The organism is Paractinoplanes toevensis (assembly GCF_018332695.1).
Lineage (GTDB): Bacteria > Actinomycetota > Actinomycetes > Mycobacteriales > Micromonosporaceae > Actinoplanes > Actinoplanes toevensis.
Window position 1 is genome coordinate 35799 of the sequence record NZ_BOQN01000103.1, and the last position, 14402, is coordinate 50200.

The 14402-nt window shown below is 71.2% G+C and carries 17 protein-coding genes and 1 tRNA gene; 8 read left to right on the top strand and 10 right to left on the bottom strand.

All coding sequences use genetic code 11. From position 1 onward, the window contains the following. Window positions 1–96: 96 nt before the first annotated feature. Entirely contained in the window at window positions 97–963 is an 867-nt protein-coding gene (locus tag Ato02nite_RS38945; protein ID WP_213011714.1) for an oxygenase MpaB family protein, read from the bottom strand. A gap of 79 nt (window positions 964–1042) precedes the next feature. Further along, window positions 1043–1468 carry a Fur family transcriptional regulator gene (locus Ato02nite_RS38950; RefSeq protein ID WP_213011715.1) on the bottom strand — a complete coding sequence of 142 codons (426 nt, stop codon included), beginning with the start codon at window positions 1466–1468 and terminating at the stop codon, window positions 1043–1045. A 158-nt stretch (window positions 1469–1626) separates the two neighbouring features. Here Ato02nite_RS38950 and Ato02nite_RS38955 point away from each other — a divergent pair, with 158 nt between their 5' ends. After that, a complete protein-coding gene (locus Ato02nite_RS38955) occupies window positions 1627–2094 on the top strand; it encodes a DUF2231 domain-containing protein (protein ID WP_213011716.1) in 468 nt (155 codons plus the stop codon). Between the two features lie 75 nt (window positions 2095–2169). On the opposite strand, the gene Ato02nite_RS38960 is transcribed toward Ato02nite_RS38955, so the two are convergent. After that, window positions 2170–2502: a translation initiation factor 2 gene (locus tag Ato02nite_RS38960; protein WP_307854204.1), complete on the bottom strand. Its 333-nt coding sequence runs from the start codon at window positions 2500–2502 to the stop codon at window positions 2170–2172. A gap of 63 nt (window positions 2503–2565) precedes the next feature. Here Ato02nite_RS38960 and Ato02nite_RS38965 point away from each other — a divergent pair, with 63 nt between their 5' ends. Continuing rightward, window positions 2566–2745: a hypothetical protein gene (locus Ato02nite_RS38965; RefSeq protein WP_213011718.1), complete on the top strand. Its 180-nt coding sequence runs from the start codon at window positions 2566–2568 to the stop codon at window positions 2743–2745. A gap of 72 nt (window positions 2746–2817) precedes the next feature. Here the strand turns inward: Ato02nite_RS38965 and Ato02nite_RS38970 are convergent, their stop codons facing one another. The 3 genes from Ato02nite_RS38970 to Ato02nite_RS38980 form a co-directional block, all read right to left on the bottom strand. Continuing rightward, window positions 2818–3495 (bottom strand): hypothetical protein, encoded by a 678-nt coding sequence (locus Ato02nite_RS38970; protein WP_213011719.1) that lies wholly within the window; start codon window positions 3493–3495, stop codon window positions 2818–2820. A gap of 199 nt (window positions 3496–3694) precedes the next feature. After that, window positions 3695–4102, bottom strand: a complete 408-nt coding sequence (locus Ato02nite_RS38975; RefSeq protein WP_213011720.1) for an FmdB family zinc ribbon protein — start codon at window positions 4100–4102, stop codon at window positions 3695–3697. Window positions 4103–4170: 68 nt separating this feature from the next. Continuing rightward, window positions 4171–4794, bottom strand: a complete 624-nt coding sequence (locus tag Ato02nite_RS38980; protein WP_213011721.1) for a 5-formyltetrahydrofolate cyclo-ligase — start codon at window positions 4792–4794, stop codon at window positions 4171–4173. Window positions 4795–4875: 81 nt separating this feature from the next. Between Ato02nite_RS38980 and Ato02nite_RS38985 the strand changes: the two genes are divergently transcribed. The 6 genes from Ato02nite_RS38985 to Ato02nite_RS39010 all read left to right on the top strand — a co-directional run bounded on the left by Ato02nite_RS38985 (window position 4876) and on the right by Ato02nite_RS39010 (window position 10791). After that, complete coding sequence (locus Ato02nite_RS38985; RefSeq protein ID WP_246607951.1) at window positions 4876–6783, top strand: diguanylate cyclase; 1908 nt, start codon at window positions 4876–4878, stop codon at window positions 6781–6783. A gap of 49 nt (window positions 6784–6832) precedes the next feature. After that, the gene (locus Ato02nite_RS38990; protein ID WP_213011723.1) at window positions 6833–7747 is read left to right on the top strand and encodes a UTP--glucose-1-phosphate uridylyltransferase; all 915 of its coding nucleotides are present in this window, start codon (window positions 6833–6835) and stop codon (window positions 7745–7747) included. Continuing rightward, window positions 7744–9054 carry a molybdopterin molybdotransferase MoeA gene (locus Ato02nite_RS38995; RefSeq protein ID WP_213011724.1) on the top strand — a complete coding sequence of 437 codons (1311 nt, stop codon included), beginning with the start codon at window positions 7744–7746 and terminating at the stop codon, window positions 9052–9054. The genes Ato02nite_RS38990 and Ato02nite_RS38995 overlap by 4 nt, the downstream gene beginning before the upstream one ends. Then, window positions 9055–9672, top strand: a complete 618-nt coding sequence (locus Ato02nite_RS39000) for a GNAT family N-acetyltransferase (protein WP_213011725.1) — start codon at window positions 9055–9057, stop codon at window positions 9670–9672. A gap of 228 nt (window positions 9673–9900) precedes the next feature. Continuing rightward, window positions 9901–10632 (top strand): divisome protein SepX/GlpR, encoded by a 732-nt coding sequence (sepX, locus tag Ato02nite_RS39005; RefSeq protein ID WP_213011732.1) that lies wholly within the window; start codon window positions 9901–9903, stop codon window positions 10630–10632. A gap of 82 nt (window positions 10633–10714) precedes the next feature. After that, window positions 10715–10791, top strand: a tRNA-Ala gene (locus tag Ato02nite_RS39010). Between the two features lie 238 nt (window positions 10792–11029). Here Ato02nite_RS39010 and Ato02nite_RS39015 read toward each other — a convergent pair. From Ato02nite_RS39015 to Ato02nite_RS39030, 4 genes are read right to left on the bottom strand one after another with little or no spacing between them, the layout of a single operon-like run. Next, window positions 11030–11824: an ABC transporter permease gene (locus tag Ato02nite_RS39015; RefSeq protein ID WP_213011726.1), complete on the bottom strand. Its 795-nt coding sequence runs from the start codon at window positions 11822–11824 to the stop codon at window positions 11030–11032. Then, window positions 11821–12744, bottom strand: a complete 924-nt coding sequence (locus Ato02nite_RS39020; RefSeq protein WP_213011727.1) for an ATP-binding cassette domain-containing protein — start codon at window positions 12742–12744, stop codon at window positions 11821–11823. The genes Ato02nite_RS39015 and Ato02nite_RS39020 overlap by 4 nt, the downstream gene beginning before the upstream one ends. Before the next feature lie 15 nt (window positions 12745–12759). Further along, window positions 12760–13599: a DUF4097 family beta strand repeat-containing protein gene (locus Ato02nite_RS39025; protein ID WP_213011728.1), complete on the bottom strand. Its 840-nt coding sequence runs from the start codon at window positions 13597–13599 to the stop codon at window positions 12760–12762. A gap of 50 nt (window positions 13600–13649) precedes the next feature. Continuing rightward, window positions 13650–14162, bottom strand: a complete 513-nt coding sequence (locus tag Ato02nite_RS39030) for a hypothetical protein (protein ID WP_213011729.1) — start codon at window positions 14160–14162, stop codon at window positions 13650–13652. Between the last annotated feature and the right edge of the window lie 240 nt (window positions 14163–14402).

Sequence of the window (14402 nt, forward strand, 5' to 3'; positions counted from 1 at the left end):
GTGCTCGGTGCTCGGTGGCCGGTGGCCGGTGGCCGGTGCCCGGTGCCCGGTGCCCGGTGTAGGCGGTGTTCGGCGTGAATGAGCCGCCGGGTTGGGTCAGGTGGTGCCGGCCTGGGCGGCGGCTCGGGCCAGGGCGGCCTCGCGGATCGGTGCGACGCGCAGGCTGCGGGGGATGGTGGCCAGCACCGTCGAGAGCAGGAAGCGCAGGCCGCGCGCCGAGAGGTCGGCGGTCAGGTCGGTGGTGGGCCAGCCCAGGCCGCCGTAGAGCCGGCGGGCCCACGGCGGGAGCATGGCCATCGCGGTGGCGGCTATGCCGAAGTAGGCCCAGCGGGTGGGGCCCAGGGTCAGGCCCAGGCGGAAGGCGCGGCCACCCCAGTTCTCCGGGACCGACGGCACGGTCAGGAACAGCGCCGTCTCGACGCTGTCCTTGGTCAGGGACAGCTGGGGCAGCATGTCGTCGTAGTAGGCGGACACCTCGGCGGCGGTGGCCGGCACCGTGGCCGGGTCGAGACCCATCAGCTCAGCGGCCCGGAGCTGCTCGGTGTAGTAACGGTCGATCTCGGCCGGGCTGAGGCGGACACCGGCCCGCACCGCGGTGGTCAGGAACGACTCGACCTCGGTCACGTGCACCCAGCGCAGCAGGTCGGGCGCGTCGATGCGGAACTGTTCGCCGGTGCGCGGGTCGACCGCGGTCATCCGGGCGTGCATGCGGCGCACCCGGAGCGAGGCCGCTTCGACCTCTTCCGTCGTGCCCCAGACGACCGTGCCCACGTAGGCCGAGGTGCGGGTGAGCCGGCCCCACGGGTCGGCGCGGTAGCGCGAGTTCTGCGCCACGGCCGCGACCGCGCGCGGGTGCAGCGCCTGAAGGTAGAGCGAGCGGAGCCCGCCCAGCAGGAGAATCGGTTCCTGGTGAAGTCTCCAGGTGACCGAGCCCGGTCCGAACAGCCCGACATCCCCAATCATGGGATCCAGACTGCCACGGAATCCGGCGAAAGTTGAACTCGTTCAGAAACGGCCTCCGTCGGAGGCATTTCCCGAGGATTCAATCGGAGTCGCGGCGACTCTGGCAATTTGGGCATAGACCCCAGAAGGTCACCTCGGCCTCGTCGATCTCGAAGCCGTGTCCCTCACCGGGGTTGAGGCAGGGCCGTTCACCGACCGCGCAGTCCACGTCGTCGATGACTCCGCAGCCGCGGCAGACGATGTGGTGGTGGTTGTCGCCGACCCGGGCCTCGAAGCGGGCCGGGCTGCCGGCCGGCTCGATGCGCCGCGCCAGGCCGGCCCGGGACAGGGCGCCGAGCACGTCGTATACGGCCTGGGTGGAGACCGACTCGAGACGGATGCGAACTCGCCGGGCGATGTCGTCCACTTCGAGGTGGCCGCCCTCGGTGAGCACGTCCAGAACGGCGAGGCGCGGCTTCGTGACCCGCAGGCCGTGTTCGCGCAGCAACTCTTCGCCCGAGGACATTTGTCCATGACAACACGGTTACCCGGAAACCCCAACACATAAGGTCATCGGGCCGACCGGTGAACCGGATCGGGCGGACGGGCGTAAGCGCACACAGCGGATGCTTGCGCCGTCAGATACTTCTAAGCTGGCGGTCCGTTCATGATCGAGGAGGCGTCTTGTTCGACCAGGTAAACGGCCTGCCGGTGCACGCGTTGGTGCTGCATGCGGCGGTCATCTTCGTTCCGCTGCTGGCACTCGGCGCCATCGTCTATGCGCTCATCGGCAAGTGGCGACCGAAGATCGAGTGGGCGGTCGTCCTGCTCGCGGTGGCCGCGCCGGTCTCCACCTTCGTCGCGAAGGAGTCCGGCGAGAAGCTCTACGACCGGCTGATCGGCCTGGGCCTGTCCGGCAAGGGCAAGGAAATCCTGGACGACCACATGGGCTTCGGCTCGATGACCTTCTGGTTCTCCCTGGCACTCGGCATCGTCACCCTCATCCTGGTCTTCCTGAACCGCCGGGGCGGCCTACCCAAGATCGCCGAGTGGGTCCTGGCCGCGGCCATGGTCATCCTGGCCGTGCTGTCCGGCTACTACGTCTTCCGCACCGGCGACTCAGGCGCGACCGCCGTGTGGGGCCAGTACTGACGACCACGTTTCTCGGCCCGGCCGCCAACCGGCGGCCGGGCCGAGGACCGGGACCGTCCCACAGTGGCCGAGGGATCAGAACATGGCCCGAGCGCAGAGCAGGCACATGAGGATCACGGCGATCGCGCCGGCCACCAGCCCCACGCCGTAGGTGACCGTCCGGGCGGAGCCCTCGGCGTCGTCCAGGGCGTCCATGTCCTGCCCGGGCAGGGAGCGTGGCGGAGGCGGCTGAGCGATCGTCGGCGGGCGCCACGAGGCCGGTGGCGGGTCTGCCCGGGGCGGCCCCGGGTAGTCGTCGCGGGGCGCAGGCCTCGGCGTGACGGCCGGTGGCGGGGCGGGCTGGGCGGACGACGGGTCGGGGCGCTGCCAGTACGCGTCGTCGTCCGGGACGCCGGTGGGGGAGCTCACGTTCACCGACGGTACAACCGGAGGGGGAAGACGGCCGCAGCGACGCGGCTTACCCTCATAGCCGTGGACATTCTGGATGAGCCAGAGCGCGACAACGACGCCGAGCGTGAGGTCGACTTCGAGTCGGAGGAGGCCGCCATCCTCCCCGACCAGACCCGCGACGACACCGAACGTGGCTGGGGCGAGCGCGGCGACGACAACGATGAACGCCTGCTGGAGGATCGCCCGCCGCACTGGGGCTGATCCGGCGTTGCCCGGTGTGGTTGCCGGTCGGCCTCGGGACGGGACGATGCATGCCGTCGGCTGCTTCAGATCTCAGTCGGGCCGGATCAGGATGGCGAAGCCGTCGCCCGGCGTGGTTGCCGCTCGCTCAGCCTCTGGCCGGGTCAGGGCGAGCAGCAGGCTTCCGCTCGTCGGATCGCCGGCCCCGCTGATATCCAGGACCAGGGCGGACGTTGCCACCGGAGAGCTGTCTTCGCCGACGCGGAGCAGGTCGACCCGGTTGCCTGGGCGCACCAGGCTCAGCACGGCCGGATCGGCCAGCCGGATCGGCACGCCCACGCTGCCCGCCGGCACGGCCATGGCAGCAGCGCCCGCCGAGCCCGAGCCGACGGCCGACCCCGAGCCGACGGCCGAGCCGACGCCTGAGCCCGAGCCGACGGCCGAGCCCGGGCCGGAACCTGAGCCGGAGTTGGCGGCCGAGCCCGCGCTGGTGGATGGGTTGCCCCTCGGGGGCGTCGCGGTCGCGCTTGATGAACGCGGGGGATCGGCCGCGACGCCGGCCCGAGGGTCCGCGCAGGAGCGCGGAGGTGACCACGACACCGCGGCGGCGGTGACCAGCAGAACCGCGACCGCTGCGAGGCGTAGCAGCGTGCCGCGGGTCGGCCGGTGCCAGCGCACGGGATCGAGGCGCCCGTCGCCGCTGTCGCGGCTGGCGGTCCCGTGTGCCTTGGGCGGAGCAGACCCGTAGCGGGCTGTGCGTGGTCTGCCCATGTCCGTGCCCTCCCTCGCCGAGGCGCCGTGGTCGCTGGCGCCAGGACGGACGTTAGGCCGGGTGGAAGATCGCTCGCTGACGCCCTGTGGACAACCGCGAACTGTGGATAACTCCCAGGGCGCCGCCGATTTTGGTATGCGCCGGAACGCCGACAAAGCGCGCCGGGCCGAGGGCCTGGCGCGCTCTGTGGTGCGGTGATCAGGAGGCCGTCGTGGCCTTCGCGCCGCCGGACGACGACGAACCGGAGGATGACGAGCCGGACGACGTGCCGCCGGACGACTTGCCGCCGGACGACGAGGCGCCGGACGACGACGAAGACGAGGAGGACGACGCAGACGAGTCGGACGATGACGTCGACGGGCTGGGTGTGTCCGACTTCTTGGGGGCGTCGCTGCCGTTCGTGCTCGGCTTCTCGGCGCTCACGCCGCCCGCTCGGGAGTCGTTGCGGTAAAAACCCGAGCCCTTGAAGACGATGCCGACCGAGTTGAAGACCTTGCGGAGCTTGCCGTGGCAGTTCGGGCACTCGGTCAGCGCCGGGTCGGAGAACGACTGGACCGCCTCGAGCTGGTGACCGCACTCGGTGCAGGCGTACTGATAGGTGGGCACGGCTCCTCCGGAAACTGTCGGCTGCTGGCACTCGCCAACTCCGAGTGCCAATGTTGCGCCATCGGAGGTCATTTCGTCCACTCGGCGGCCCGGCTGAGCCCTACGACACCGTGCGGTGTGATGGCGGCGTCCACGGGTCGGTCGTGCGGTTCGGTGGGCACCTCGTCGACCAGCTCGCCGTCGTGCAGCAGCGCGATCACGATGGTCCGGCCGCCGGAAACCCGGGACAGCGCCCGGTCGTAGGAGCCGCCGCCCCGGCCCAGGCGCATGCCTCGGCGGTCCACCGCCAGGCCGGGCACCAGGATCAGGTCGGCGCCGGCTATCGCGGTCACGCCCAAGTGGGGGCCGGTCGGCTCGCGCAGGCCGCGTGGGCCGGGTGCCAGTGACGCCGGGCCGGAGTAGGCGACCCAGTCCAGGTCGTTGTCGGGCAGCAGGACCGGCAGCAGGACGCGGGCGTGGGCGGCCAGGACGGCGGGCAGGTCGGCTCCGCCGGGTTCGGTGCCGACCGGCACGTAGGCGGCAACGGTGGACGGGTGCTCACGGCGTACGAAAGCAAGAATTTGATCTTGAAGTTGGGTGTCCGCCGCCAGGCGGGCTTCTGGGGTCAGGCGGCGTCGTGCTGTAATCAGACGACTGCGTAGCGCGATCTTGGCTGCTGGAGATCCTTCTCCGCCACCGGTCAAATCGGGCACGCAACACCCCCTTTCAAAAACCGGCAAACGGTGCACACTATGTCAGCATCGCTCCAAAGCGGGCCATTCTCAGGAGGATGCGTGACGCTACGTGGCCGACTCACCACCGCTTTTCTGGTGGTCGTGTTCGGTCCGTTGCTGCTCGGGTCCATCTTCGTCGCCATGACCGTCGCCACGGTCAGTCAGGATCGCACGGCGGAGCGACTCGATCATGCCGCGACCACGGTCCGCACCAGCATCGGGGCGATCTGCCGGCAACTGCAGGCCGCCGCCGACGCGGTTGCCGTGGTGCCCGCCGCCGATCGCGAAGCCGTCGCGCGCCAGCTGGTCACCCGCGGACTCGCCAGCGACATCCAGGTCAGCCCGGCCACCCCGGCGGACGGCGCGGACTGCGCGGAACCCACCGGAAAGCCGGCCTCGTCGATCGCCGCGGGCGCGACCGCCGGCTCGGTCACGATCATCGCGGCCCAGGCCGTTGACGGCGACTTCCTCGCCCGGCTCGCCGCCACCAGCGGTGCCCGCATCGCGTTCGGTGGCCGCGCGGCGCCGGAAAGCCGCACGCTGAGCGCGGGGCCGGGCCAACCGCTGCCGCTCACCCTCACCGTGCACAAGAGCAACCCCACGTTCCTGTACGCCGTCCTGCTCGCCGTCGTTCTCGCGGCCGGCGGAGCGGCGGTGGTGGTGGCGCGCTGGCTGGCTCACTCCACCACCCGCCCGTTGGGTGATCTCGCCCACGCCGCCGACCAGGTGGCCGGCGGTGATCTGGACACCCGGGTGCCGATCGTGCGCCCGGACGAGTTGGGCCGGCTCGCCGCCACGTTCAACCGGATGACCCGCGAGCTCAAGGCCTACGTGCAGGCGCTCACCGCGAGCCGCGACCAACTGCGCGGGCACCTGGCGATCCTCGGTGAGACGCTGTCCAGCACCCACGACGTCGACCGGATCCTGCAGGTGATCCTGCGGACCGCGCTCGCCGCCACCGGCGCCCGGGCCGGCCTCGTGCTGCTGCTCGACCCGGCCCGCGGCGAGCTGGTGGCGCGCTGCGCGGTCGGGCTCACCGGCAGCTGGGACGTGCCCGAGAGCGAGCTGCCCAAGCTGCGGTTGCCGGTCGGGCCGGGGGTGCTCGGCGGCGTCGCCGCGGCCGGCGAGGCGCGGCGCGGGCCGGGCGAGGTGGGTTCGATCGAGCCACCATGCCGTACGTATGTGGCCGTGCCGATCCGGGCGCCGCTGATGGAGGACCCGTTCACCGAGGACGTCGGACCGGCCACGCTCGGTGTGCTGGCCCTCTACGACCGGGTCGGCGGGGACGAGTTCGACGACGCCGACCTGCACACCCTGCGCACCTTCGCCGGGCAGGCGGGGATTGCCGTGCACAACGTCCGGGTACACGAGGAGGCCCAGCGGCTGTCCCTCACCGACCCGCTCACCGGCCTCTGGAATTACCGTTACCTGCGGGAGTCGTTGCGCCGGGAGGTGGAACGGGCCAGTCGCTTCGGCCGGATGCTCGCCGTCCTCGTACTGGACCTCGACCACTTCAAGGAGGTCAACGACACGTACGGGCATGCCGCCGGGGACGCGGTGCTTGGCGAGTTCGCGCGGCGCATCCGGATCGGGCTGCGGGAGGTGGACGTGGCGTTCCGCCAGGGTGGGGAGGAGTTCGTGGTGCTGTTGCCGGAGACCGACGCGTACGGCGGGGCGATCGTGGCCGAGCGCCTGGGCGCGGCCGTGCGCGAGCGGCCGGTGATGGTCGAGGGCCGCGGCGCGATCTCGATCACGGTCTCCATCGGGGTGGCGGTCTTCCCCGAGCACGGCGCCGACGCGCAGCGGGTGCTGGACGCCGCCGATGACGCTCTGTACGCGGCCAAGAACGCTGGGCGGGACACCTACCGGCTCGCCGCACTGGCCACGGGCGTACCGGAAGTGAATTTTGATCCCACCGCCACCACCACTGGTGGGCCGCAGCCTCCGCGCCAGGCGCGCGGCCGATAGTCTCGCGGGATATCCCGGGCACGATCTGACGAAGGGTGCGGTGACCTCGATGACCACGAACGCGCATGCGACCGGCCGCCGGGCGGTCAAGGCCGTCATTCCCGCGGCCGGTCTGGCCACCAGGTTCCTGCCGGCCACCAAGGCCGTGCCGAAGGAGTTGCTGCCGGTCGTCGACCGGCCGGTCCTGCAGTACATCGTGGAGGAGGCGGCCGCGGCCGGCATCACCGACGTGCTGCTCGTGACCGGCCGTGGCAAGACCTCCATGGTGGACCACTTCGACCGCCGGCCCGACGTCGAGCAGCGCCTCGAGGAGAAGGGCGACCTCGAGCGGCTCGCCGCGGTGCGCCGCACCAGCGAGCTCGCCGACATCTACACCTGCCGCCAGGGTGAGCCGCTCGGCCTCGGCCACGCGGTCGGCACCGCCGCCTCGCACGTCGGCGACAACGCGTTCGCGGTGCTGCTCGGCGACGAGTTCGTCGAGGAGGACAAGCCGCTGCTCCCGGCCATGCTCGACCTGCAGGCGCGCACCGGTGGCATCGTGCTGGCCTTCATGGAGGTCGCGCCGCACGAGACGTCGCGCTACGGCATCGCCTCGGTGGAACCGTCCGACCTCGGTGAAGACATCGTGCAGGTGACCGGGCTGGTCGAGAAGCCCTCCCCGGAGGAGGCGCCCAGCAACCTGGCCGTCCTCGGCCGCTACATCCTGCCCGCCTCGATCTTCGAGGCGATCGCCAACACCAAGCCCGGCAACGGCGGCGAGATCCAGCTCACCGACGCGATGTTCCAGCTCCTGCAGGACGGCGTGCCGGTGCACGGCATCATCTACCGCGGCCACCGGTACGACACCGGCATGCCGCTCGGCTACCTTCAGGCCGTGGTGCAGTTGGCCAGCGAGCGCGCGGACATCGGCGAGGAGTTCCGGACCTGGCTGGCCGAGTTCGTCGCCGGTGGTTCGAAGGGATGACGGCCACGGCCGATGCCGAGGCGGCCGCCAACGAGCTGATGCCTCTCGCCGAATACCTGGGCAGCGTGCTGCGCAGGTTGCGGGCGCTGCCTCCGCTCGACCTCGACCTGACCCAGGCGCACGGCAACACGCTGGCCGCCGACGTGGTCGCCCCGCACCCGTACCCGGCCTTCGACCAGGCGGCCATCGACGGGTACGCGGCACGCTGGGAAGACCTCGCGGCGGCCGGCCGGGTCGGCTCGCACCCGTCCTTCGGCAAGCACGAGGGCGGACCGCGGCCGGTCCGGCTCAACGTGGTCGGCGACCTGGGCGCGGCCAGCTGGCGCCCGGTCCGGGTCACCCCCGGCACCTGCTTCTCGGTGGCGGCCGGATCGCCGCTGCCGATCGGCGCCGACGTGGTCGTCCCGGTGCACTGGACCGACCAGGGCATGGCCGCCGTCGAGATCCTGCACGCCCCGAAACGCGGTTCCGGGGTCCGGCGCACCGGCGAGGAGCTGGCCGCCGGGCAGGTGCTGGCCGGCCCCGGCACCTACGTCACCCCGGCCATGGTGGCCACCTTCGCCGCGTCCGGGATCGGGCACGTGCTCGTCCGGCCCAGCCCGCGGGTCGTCGTGGTGGCCACCGGCGACGAACTGGTCGACGTGGGCCGGCCCAGCCAGCCCGGTCAGGTCGTCGACGCCAACTCGCACGCCCTGACCGCCGCCGCCGTCGAGGCGGGCGCCCTCGCCTACCGGATCGGCATCTGCGACGACGACCCGGAAGGCCTCCGCGGCCTGCTCGAGGACCAGACGTTGCGGGCCGATCTGATCATCACCACCGGCGGCACCGGCACCGGCCCCGGCGACATGCTGCGCCGCGTGCTGTCCCGCCGCGACCCCGGCCGCGGTGTCGTCGAGTTCACCGACGTCGCCCTCTGCCCCGGCGCCACCCTCGGCTTCGGCACCGTCGGCGGCGAGGAGGTGCCGGTCGTCTGCCTGCCCGGCGAGCCGGGCGCCGCCCTGATCGGCTTCGAGGTGCTGGCCCGCCCGGTCATCCAGCTGCTGGCCGGCGCCGAGCCGGTGTTCCGGCCCAGCGTCAAGGCCCACCTGCTGGAGACCGTCTCCTCGCCCGGCGGCCTGCGCGAGTTCCGCCCCGCGCACGTGGCCGAGCGGCGCGGCGGGGGTCACACCGTGCAGCCGCTCGCCGGCGGGCCTTACACTCTCTCCGGCCTGGCCGAGGCGAACGGACTGCTCGTCCTCGGCGAGCGGGTCACCACGGCGGCCGCCGGCTCGACCGTGGACGTGCTGCTGCTCGACCGGAGGCGATGAATGCTGGGGTCCGTGCCCGGATGGCCCGCCGTCCTGGCCGACGGTGCCGTCCTGCTGCGGCCCTACAAGCGGAATGACGCTCGCGCCTGGTCATCGGTGCGCATCGCCAACCAGAGATGGCTCGCCCCCTGGGAATCGGCCCCGCCCGGGCCATGGGCCGAGATGAACTCAACCCGCGCGTACGGCTACGTCTACCAGGACATGAAACGAGCGGCCCGGCGTGGCGAGAGCATGCCCTTCGCCGTCTGCTACGAGGAAGAGCTCGTCGGGCACCTCAACCTGGGCAACATTGTGCGGCGGGCATTCAGCTCGGCGTACGCCGGTTACTGGGTCGACTCCCGGGTCGCCGGCCGCGGCGTCATCCCCACCGCGCTCGCGCTCGCCGTCGACCACGCTTTCGGGGCCGGTGGCCTGCACCGCATCGAGGTGAACATCCGCCCGGAAAACGTGCCGTCCCGGCGGGTCGTGGAGAAGCTCGGCTTCCGCGAAGAGGCCTACCACCAGCGCTACATGCACATCGACGGCGGCTGGCGCGACCATCTTGGATATGCCCTGACCAGCGAGGAAGTGTCGGCCGAGGGCGGCCTGCTGGCGCGCTGGCGACGCGTACGCGCCTGACTCGCCGATCTTCACAGCGTGACGCGCCCGGCGCGGCGCGCGCATTTCCGCAGCTCGCGCCCGTAGCCTCGGTGAGATTGAGGTTTCTTCAGGGCATACCGTGACCGACGGGTCGCCGCAGCCTTGACGCTCAGGTCTCCACCGCCCTGAAGGAACCTCACCGGGTCACTTGGTCCGCCCGCCGGGAAGTGTAGGGCGGACCGTCCGAAGCTGACGGGAGGGGTGAGGGTGCCGACCTCGGTGCTCCTCGCCGTCCTCGCCGCGGCCGGCTTGCTCGCACTCGCACCGGCACTCGTCCGCCGGTACGACGCCACCGAGCGCCAGGCCGCGGAGCGGGCGTCGTCGACGGCGCGGGTGCTGCAGCGCCGCCGCCGTCGCCGCACCGTGCCCGGACGCCGACCGATCAACCCCGGCCGGGCGGTTACGGTTACGGTCCCCGCCCCACCAGCTGAAAAGCCCCAGCGTCGCCTGCGCCTGGTGACCGGCAAGCGGCCGGCCCGCCGCCCACCACCGCGCCGGCACACCCCCGCCGTGGTCCGCCGGCGCCGCGTTTTCGCGGCGCTGCTCCTTCTCAACGTGATCGAGCTGGTCGGCGTCATCGCCGTCGGGCCGGGCTTCTGGATCGGCTTCGCGGTCACCGGCACGCTGCTCGCCCTCTACCTGGTGCACCTGCGCAACCGGGCCATCGCCGACCGCCGGCGCCGGCGTCTGGAAGCGCGGGAGGCCGCCTGGCTGGCCGCCCGGCAGGCCGAGGTCCGCCGCGAGCAGGCGAGGCGGGCCGCCGCCCGCCGCGAGACCCAACGACGCCTGGCGGCGCAGAAGGAAGCCGTACGGCGAGCCGCGATGGGCCTCGACCGCGACCCGTCGGACCTGCCCGCCACCGGCTCGGTGTCCTACCGCCGGGTGGGCGGCCTGCGGGGGCGGGCGTACGAGGCGGGCGGCCGGCACCACACGGCTTGAGTTGGGTGGGTCGGTTCGCGGCCAAGCCGACTGACCTGTTAGCCTTGCTGCGGTCCAACGGACAACGTCCGATGGCTGGTTGGGGGCTGTGGCGCAGTCTGGTAGCGCACCTCGTTCGCATCGAGGGGGTCTGGGGTTCAAATCCCCACAGCTCCACCAAACTTTGGACGCCGTGCGTCTGCGGAAAGCGCAGACACACGGCGTTTGTCATATCTGCTCCGGGGGCCGAGCCCCCGGAAACCCCGCGTTGCGGTGGTTGCTCGGTGCGCTTTGCCGGCGGGTGGGGTTGGCTTGCTCGCTCCGCTTTGCCGGCGGGTGGGGCGGGGTGGGGTTGGCTTGCTCGGTGCGCTTTGCCGGCCGGTGGCGGTTGGCTTGTGGTTTTGGTTTTGGTTTTGGTTTAGGACTCGCGGTTGAAGAGGCGCTTTGACCATAGGTAGCCGGTCAGGGCTATTGCTGCGCACCAGGCCAGGGCCAGCCATGCGCTGTTGCCGATCGGGGTGCCCATCAGCAGGCCGCGCACCGTCTCGATGATCGGGGTGAAGGGCTGGTATTCGGCGAACCAGCGGATGGCGGCCGGCATCGAGTCGGTCGGAACGAAGCCGCTGCCCAGGAAGGGCAGCAGGATCAGGGGTAGGGGCGTGTTGCTGGCGCCCTCCACGGTCTTGCTGGCCAGGCCCAGGGCTACGCACAGCCAGACGAAGGCGAAGGCCACCGCCACCAGGAAGCCGGCCGTGGCGAGCCACTCGAGCGGGCCGGCGGTGGGGCGGAAGCCGACCAGCAGGGCCACGCCGGTCACTACCGTGACGGCGAAGACGGCCTGCAGGACGCTGCCCAGGACGTGGCCGGTCAGGACCGAGACGCGGGCGATGTGCATGGTGCGGAAACGGGCGATGATGCCCTCGGTCATGTCCATGGCCACCGAGATCGCGGTGCCCTGGACCGTGGACATGACGGTCATCAGGATGATCGCGGGGGCCACGTAGTTCGCGTACGCGGCTCGGCCGCCGCCGCCTGGTAGGCCGGCGCCGAGGGTGCCGCCGAGCACGTAGACGAACAGCAGCAGGAAGACGACGGGCATCGCGATGAGCGTGATGGTCATCGACGGGTAGCGCAGCATGCGCTTGAGGTTGCGGCGCAGCATCGTCGCGGAGTCGTGTATCGGGTGGAGGCGCGGGAGCGTCTGGGTGCTCATCGGGTGGCCACCTTCTGGCTGGTGAGGGCGAGGAAGACGTCGTCGAGGTCGGGGGTGTGCACGGACAGTTCGTCGACCTCGACGGTGTGGTCGTCGAGCCGGCTGATGAGGTTCTTCAATTCGTGGAGGCTGCCGTCGCTGGGCACCCGCAGGGCGAGTGCGTCGTTGTCGCGGGAGGCGTCGCTGAGCACGCGCAGAGCCGCGTCGAGGCGTTCGTGGTCGGCGAACCGCAGGCGGACGTGCCCGCCGGGAATGCGGCGCTTCAGTTCCTCCGCGGTTCCCTCGGCGATCACCCGGCCGTGGCCCAGGACCGCGATCCGGTCGGCGAGCTCGTCGGCCTCTTCGAGGTATTGGGTGGTGAGGAAGATGGTCACGCCGTCGGCGACCAGGTCGCGGACGATCTGCCACATGTCGCGGCGGCCGCGCGGGTCGAGGCCGGTGGTCGGCTCGTCGAGGAAGATCACCTGCGGATTGCCGACCAGGGTCATGGCCAGGTCGAGCCGCCGCTGCATGCCGCCGGAGTAGGTGGAGGCCGGCTTCTTGGCCGCGTCGGTCAGGTCGAACTGTTCGAGCAGCCGGCCGGCGCGCTGCCGGCCCTCGGCCTTGCCGAGTTGGTGCAGGTCGGCCATCAGCCGCAGGTTCTCCTCACCGGTGAGGAGTTTGTCGACCGCGGAGAACTGGCCGGTGACGCCGATCGCGGCGCGTACCGCGTCCGGTTCGCGGGCGACGTCGTGCCCGGCGACCCGGACCTCGCCGGCGTCGGCACTGAGCAATGTGGACAGAATTTTCACGGTGGTGGTCTTCCCGGCGCCGTTCGCGCCGAGCAGTGAGAAGACCGTTCCCCGTCGCACTTCAAGATCGACCCCATCGAGTACGACGTGATCGCCGAAGGATTTCCGCAGGCCGGTAACACTGATCATGGCTTTCTCCCCTGGTCAGGAACGGTGGATGGCGATGTCGCCGTAGCCGGTGCGGCCGCGGATCTCGACGGTGTTGCCGGTCTCGTCCGGCCGGGTGGTGTTCTCCATGTGGTTGACCACGTGGCCGAATCCGGTGTTCAACTCCAGCCAGGCGGCGGTGCCCTCGGCGATGCCGATGTCCAGGCCGCCGGCGGCGGTGGCGAGCACGACCGAGCCGCGGACCACCTCGCCGAGGCGGATGTTGCCGTTGGACGTCTTCGCGTCGACGCCGGCGCCGGTCCGGTCGAGCTCGATGTTGCCGTTGGAGTTGCGGACGCGGACGTCGCCGGTGACGGCGTCGATGACGGTGTCGCCGTTGGCGTTCTTGACCGTCGCGGTGCCGTCGACCTCGCCGATCTGGATCTTGCCGGAGCCGGTGGAGACCTCGCCGTCGCCCGTGATGCCGTCGATGGTGATGTTCCCGAAGCCGGTGTGCAGGCGCAGCGGGCCGGTGTGCTCGAGCAGGATGTTGCCGGTGGTCCTGATCTTGCTCGCGCCGAGCCGGCCGGTGGTGCGGACCTCACCCATCTGCAGGTGGGCGTCCAGTTGGGAGCCGGCCGGCAGCTCGATGGTCACCTCGACCGCCCGGGTCTTCTTGGAGAAGTCGAAATAGCGTTTCGGGCCGGTGATCTGAAGCGTGCCGTTGCTGTAGTCGACCCGGGTCTGCTGGGCCGCTTGGACGTCGGACTCGTCGGATTCGTCGCTGGGGCGGACGTCGACGACGGTGTCGGTGCGGTCGCTCGCGGCGATCCGCACGTTGCCGACGGCGTAGTCGAGCGTCACGGAGATCTGTTCGGGGGTTTCGAATTTAGGCATGGTGGTCCCCACTTCATCGGTCGGGTTTTCGTTTTCGCAGGCCGGAGGGGTCAGTGCACCCAGCCGCTGAAGCTCTGTGAGGTGCGTTTGGCGGTGTCGCGTGGCTCGGGACGCACGGCCGGATCAGCCTGCTGCAAGCCGGCGGTGGCCGCCCGGACCAGCCAGGCGTTGACCGAGCGGCCCTGCTTGGCCGCGGCATCCTCGATCGCGGTCTTGAGCTGCTCGGGCATGCGGACGTTGATGCGGGCGGCCGGGCCGTCCTCGGGGAAGAGGTCGGGTGCTGTCGCGAGGGGCTCGGCCGGGCGCTCGATCGGCTCGGCGGCCGGCACCTTCACGACGAACTCCGGATCGCGTCCGCGCAGGCGCACCTCGACCGAACCCGGCACCAGGTCCTGGGTGATCTCGTCGGCGGCGGCCGACAGTGCGTCCAGCAGGGTCATCCGGATCGCCGACTCGAGCGGCCCGGTCAGGCGCTCGACCAGCGCACGCGACTCCTCGCCGCCGGCTTCGGCCAGGGTGGCGAACTCGCGGCCGAGGTTGTTCACATACGAGGTCAAGTCCATGGCACCACTATGGCACCCATGTGGCACCAAGCGCAAGCCAATCTGGCACCATTGTGGCACCATGGCCTTTCGCTCGGCTGTGACCAGGGGATATGGCATCCAGGTCTGTTGACCCCCGCAGCGGGGCCGCCCAGCGGTCCCGCCCGGCATCTTCCCGGCAGGAGAAAGTCGAAGTCCCGCCACCACGGTCGACCGTGATGGCGGGACACACCGTGGACATGAAGCGGGCGCGGACCTTTC

Bases quoted from the DNA above. Each gene is read 5' to 3' on its own strand.
- Ato02nite_RS38945 (WP_213011714.1), bottom strand. From the start codon at position 963: ATGATTGGGGATGTCGGGCTGTTCGGACCGGGCTCGGTCACCTGGAGA.
- Ato02nite_RS38950 (WP_213011715.1), bottom strand. From the start codon at position 1,468: ATGTCCTCGGGCGAAGAGTTGCTGCGCGAACACGGCCTGCGGGTCACG.
- Ato02nite_RS38970 (WP_213011719.1), bottom strand. From the start codon at position 3,495: ATGGGCAGACCACGCACAGCCCGCTACGGGTCTGCTCCGCCCAAGGCA.
- Ato02nite_RS38990 (WP_213011723.1), top strand. From the start codon at position 6,833: ATGACCACGAACGCGCATGCGACCGGCCGCCGGGCGGTCAAGGCCGTC.
- Ato02nite_RS38995 (WP_213011724.1), top strand. From the start codon at position 7,744: ATGACGGCCACGGCCGATGCCGAGGCGGCCGCCAACGAGCTGATGCCT.
- Ato02nite_RS39000 (WP_213011725.1), top strand. From the start codon at position 9,055: ATGCTGGGGTCCGTGCCCGGATGGCCCGCCGTCCTGGCCGACGGTGCC.
- Ato02nite_RS39015 (WP_213011726.1), bottom strand. From the start codon at position 11,824: ATGAGCACCCAGACGCTCCCGCGCCTCCACCCGATACACGACTCCGCG.
- Ato02nite_RS39020 (WP_213011727.1), bottom strand. From the start codon at position 12,744: ATGATCAGTGTTACCGGCCTGCGGAAATCCTTCGGCGATCACGTCGTA.
- Ato02nite_RS39025 (WP_213011728.1), bottom strand. From the start codon at position 13,599: ATGCCTAAATTCGAAACCCCCGAACAGATCTCCGTGACGCTCGACTAC.
- Ato02nite_RS39030 (WP_213011729.1), bottom strand. From the start codon at position 14,162: ATGGACTTGACCTCGTATGTGAACAACCTCGGCCGCGAGTTCGCCACC.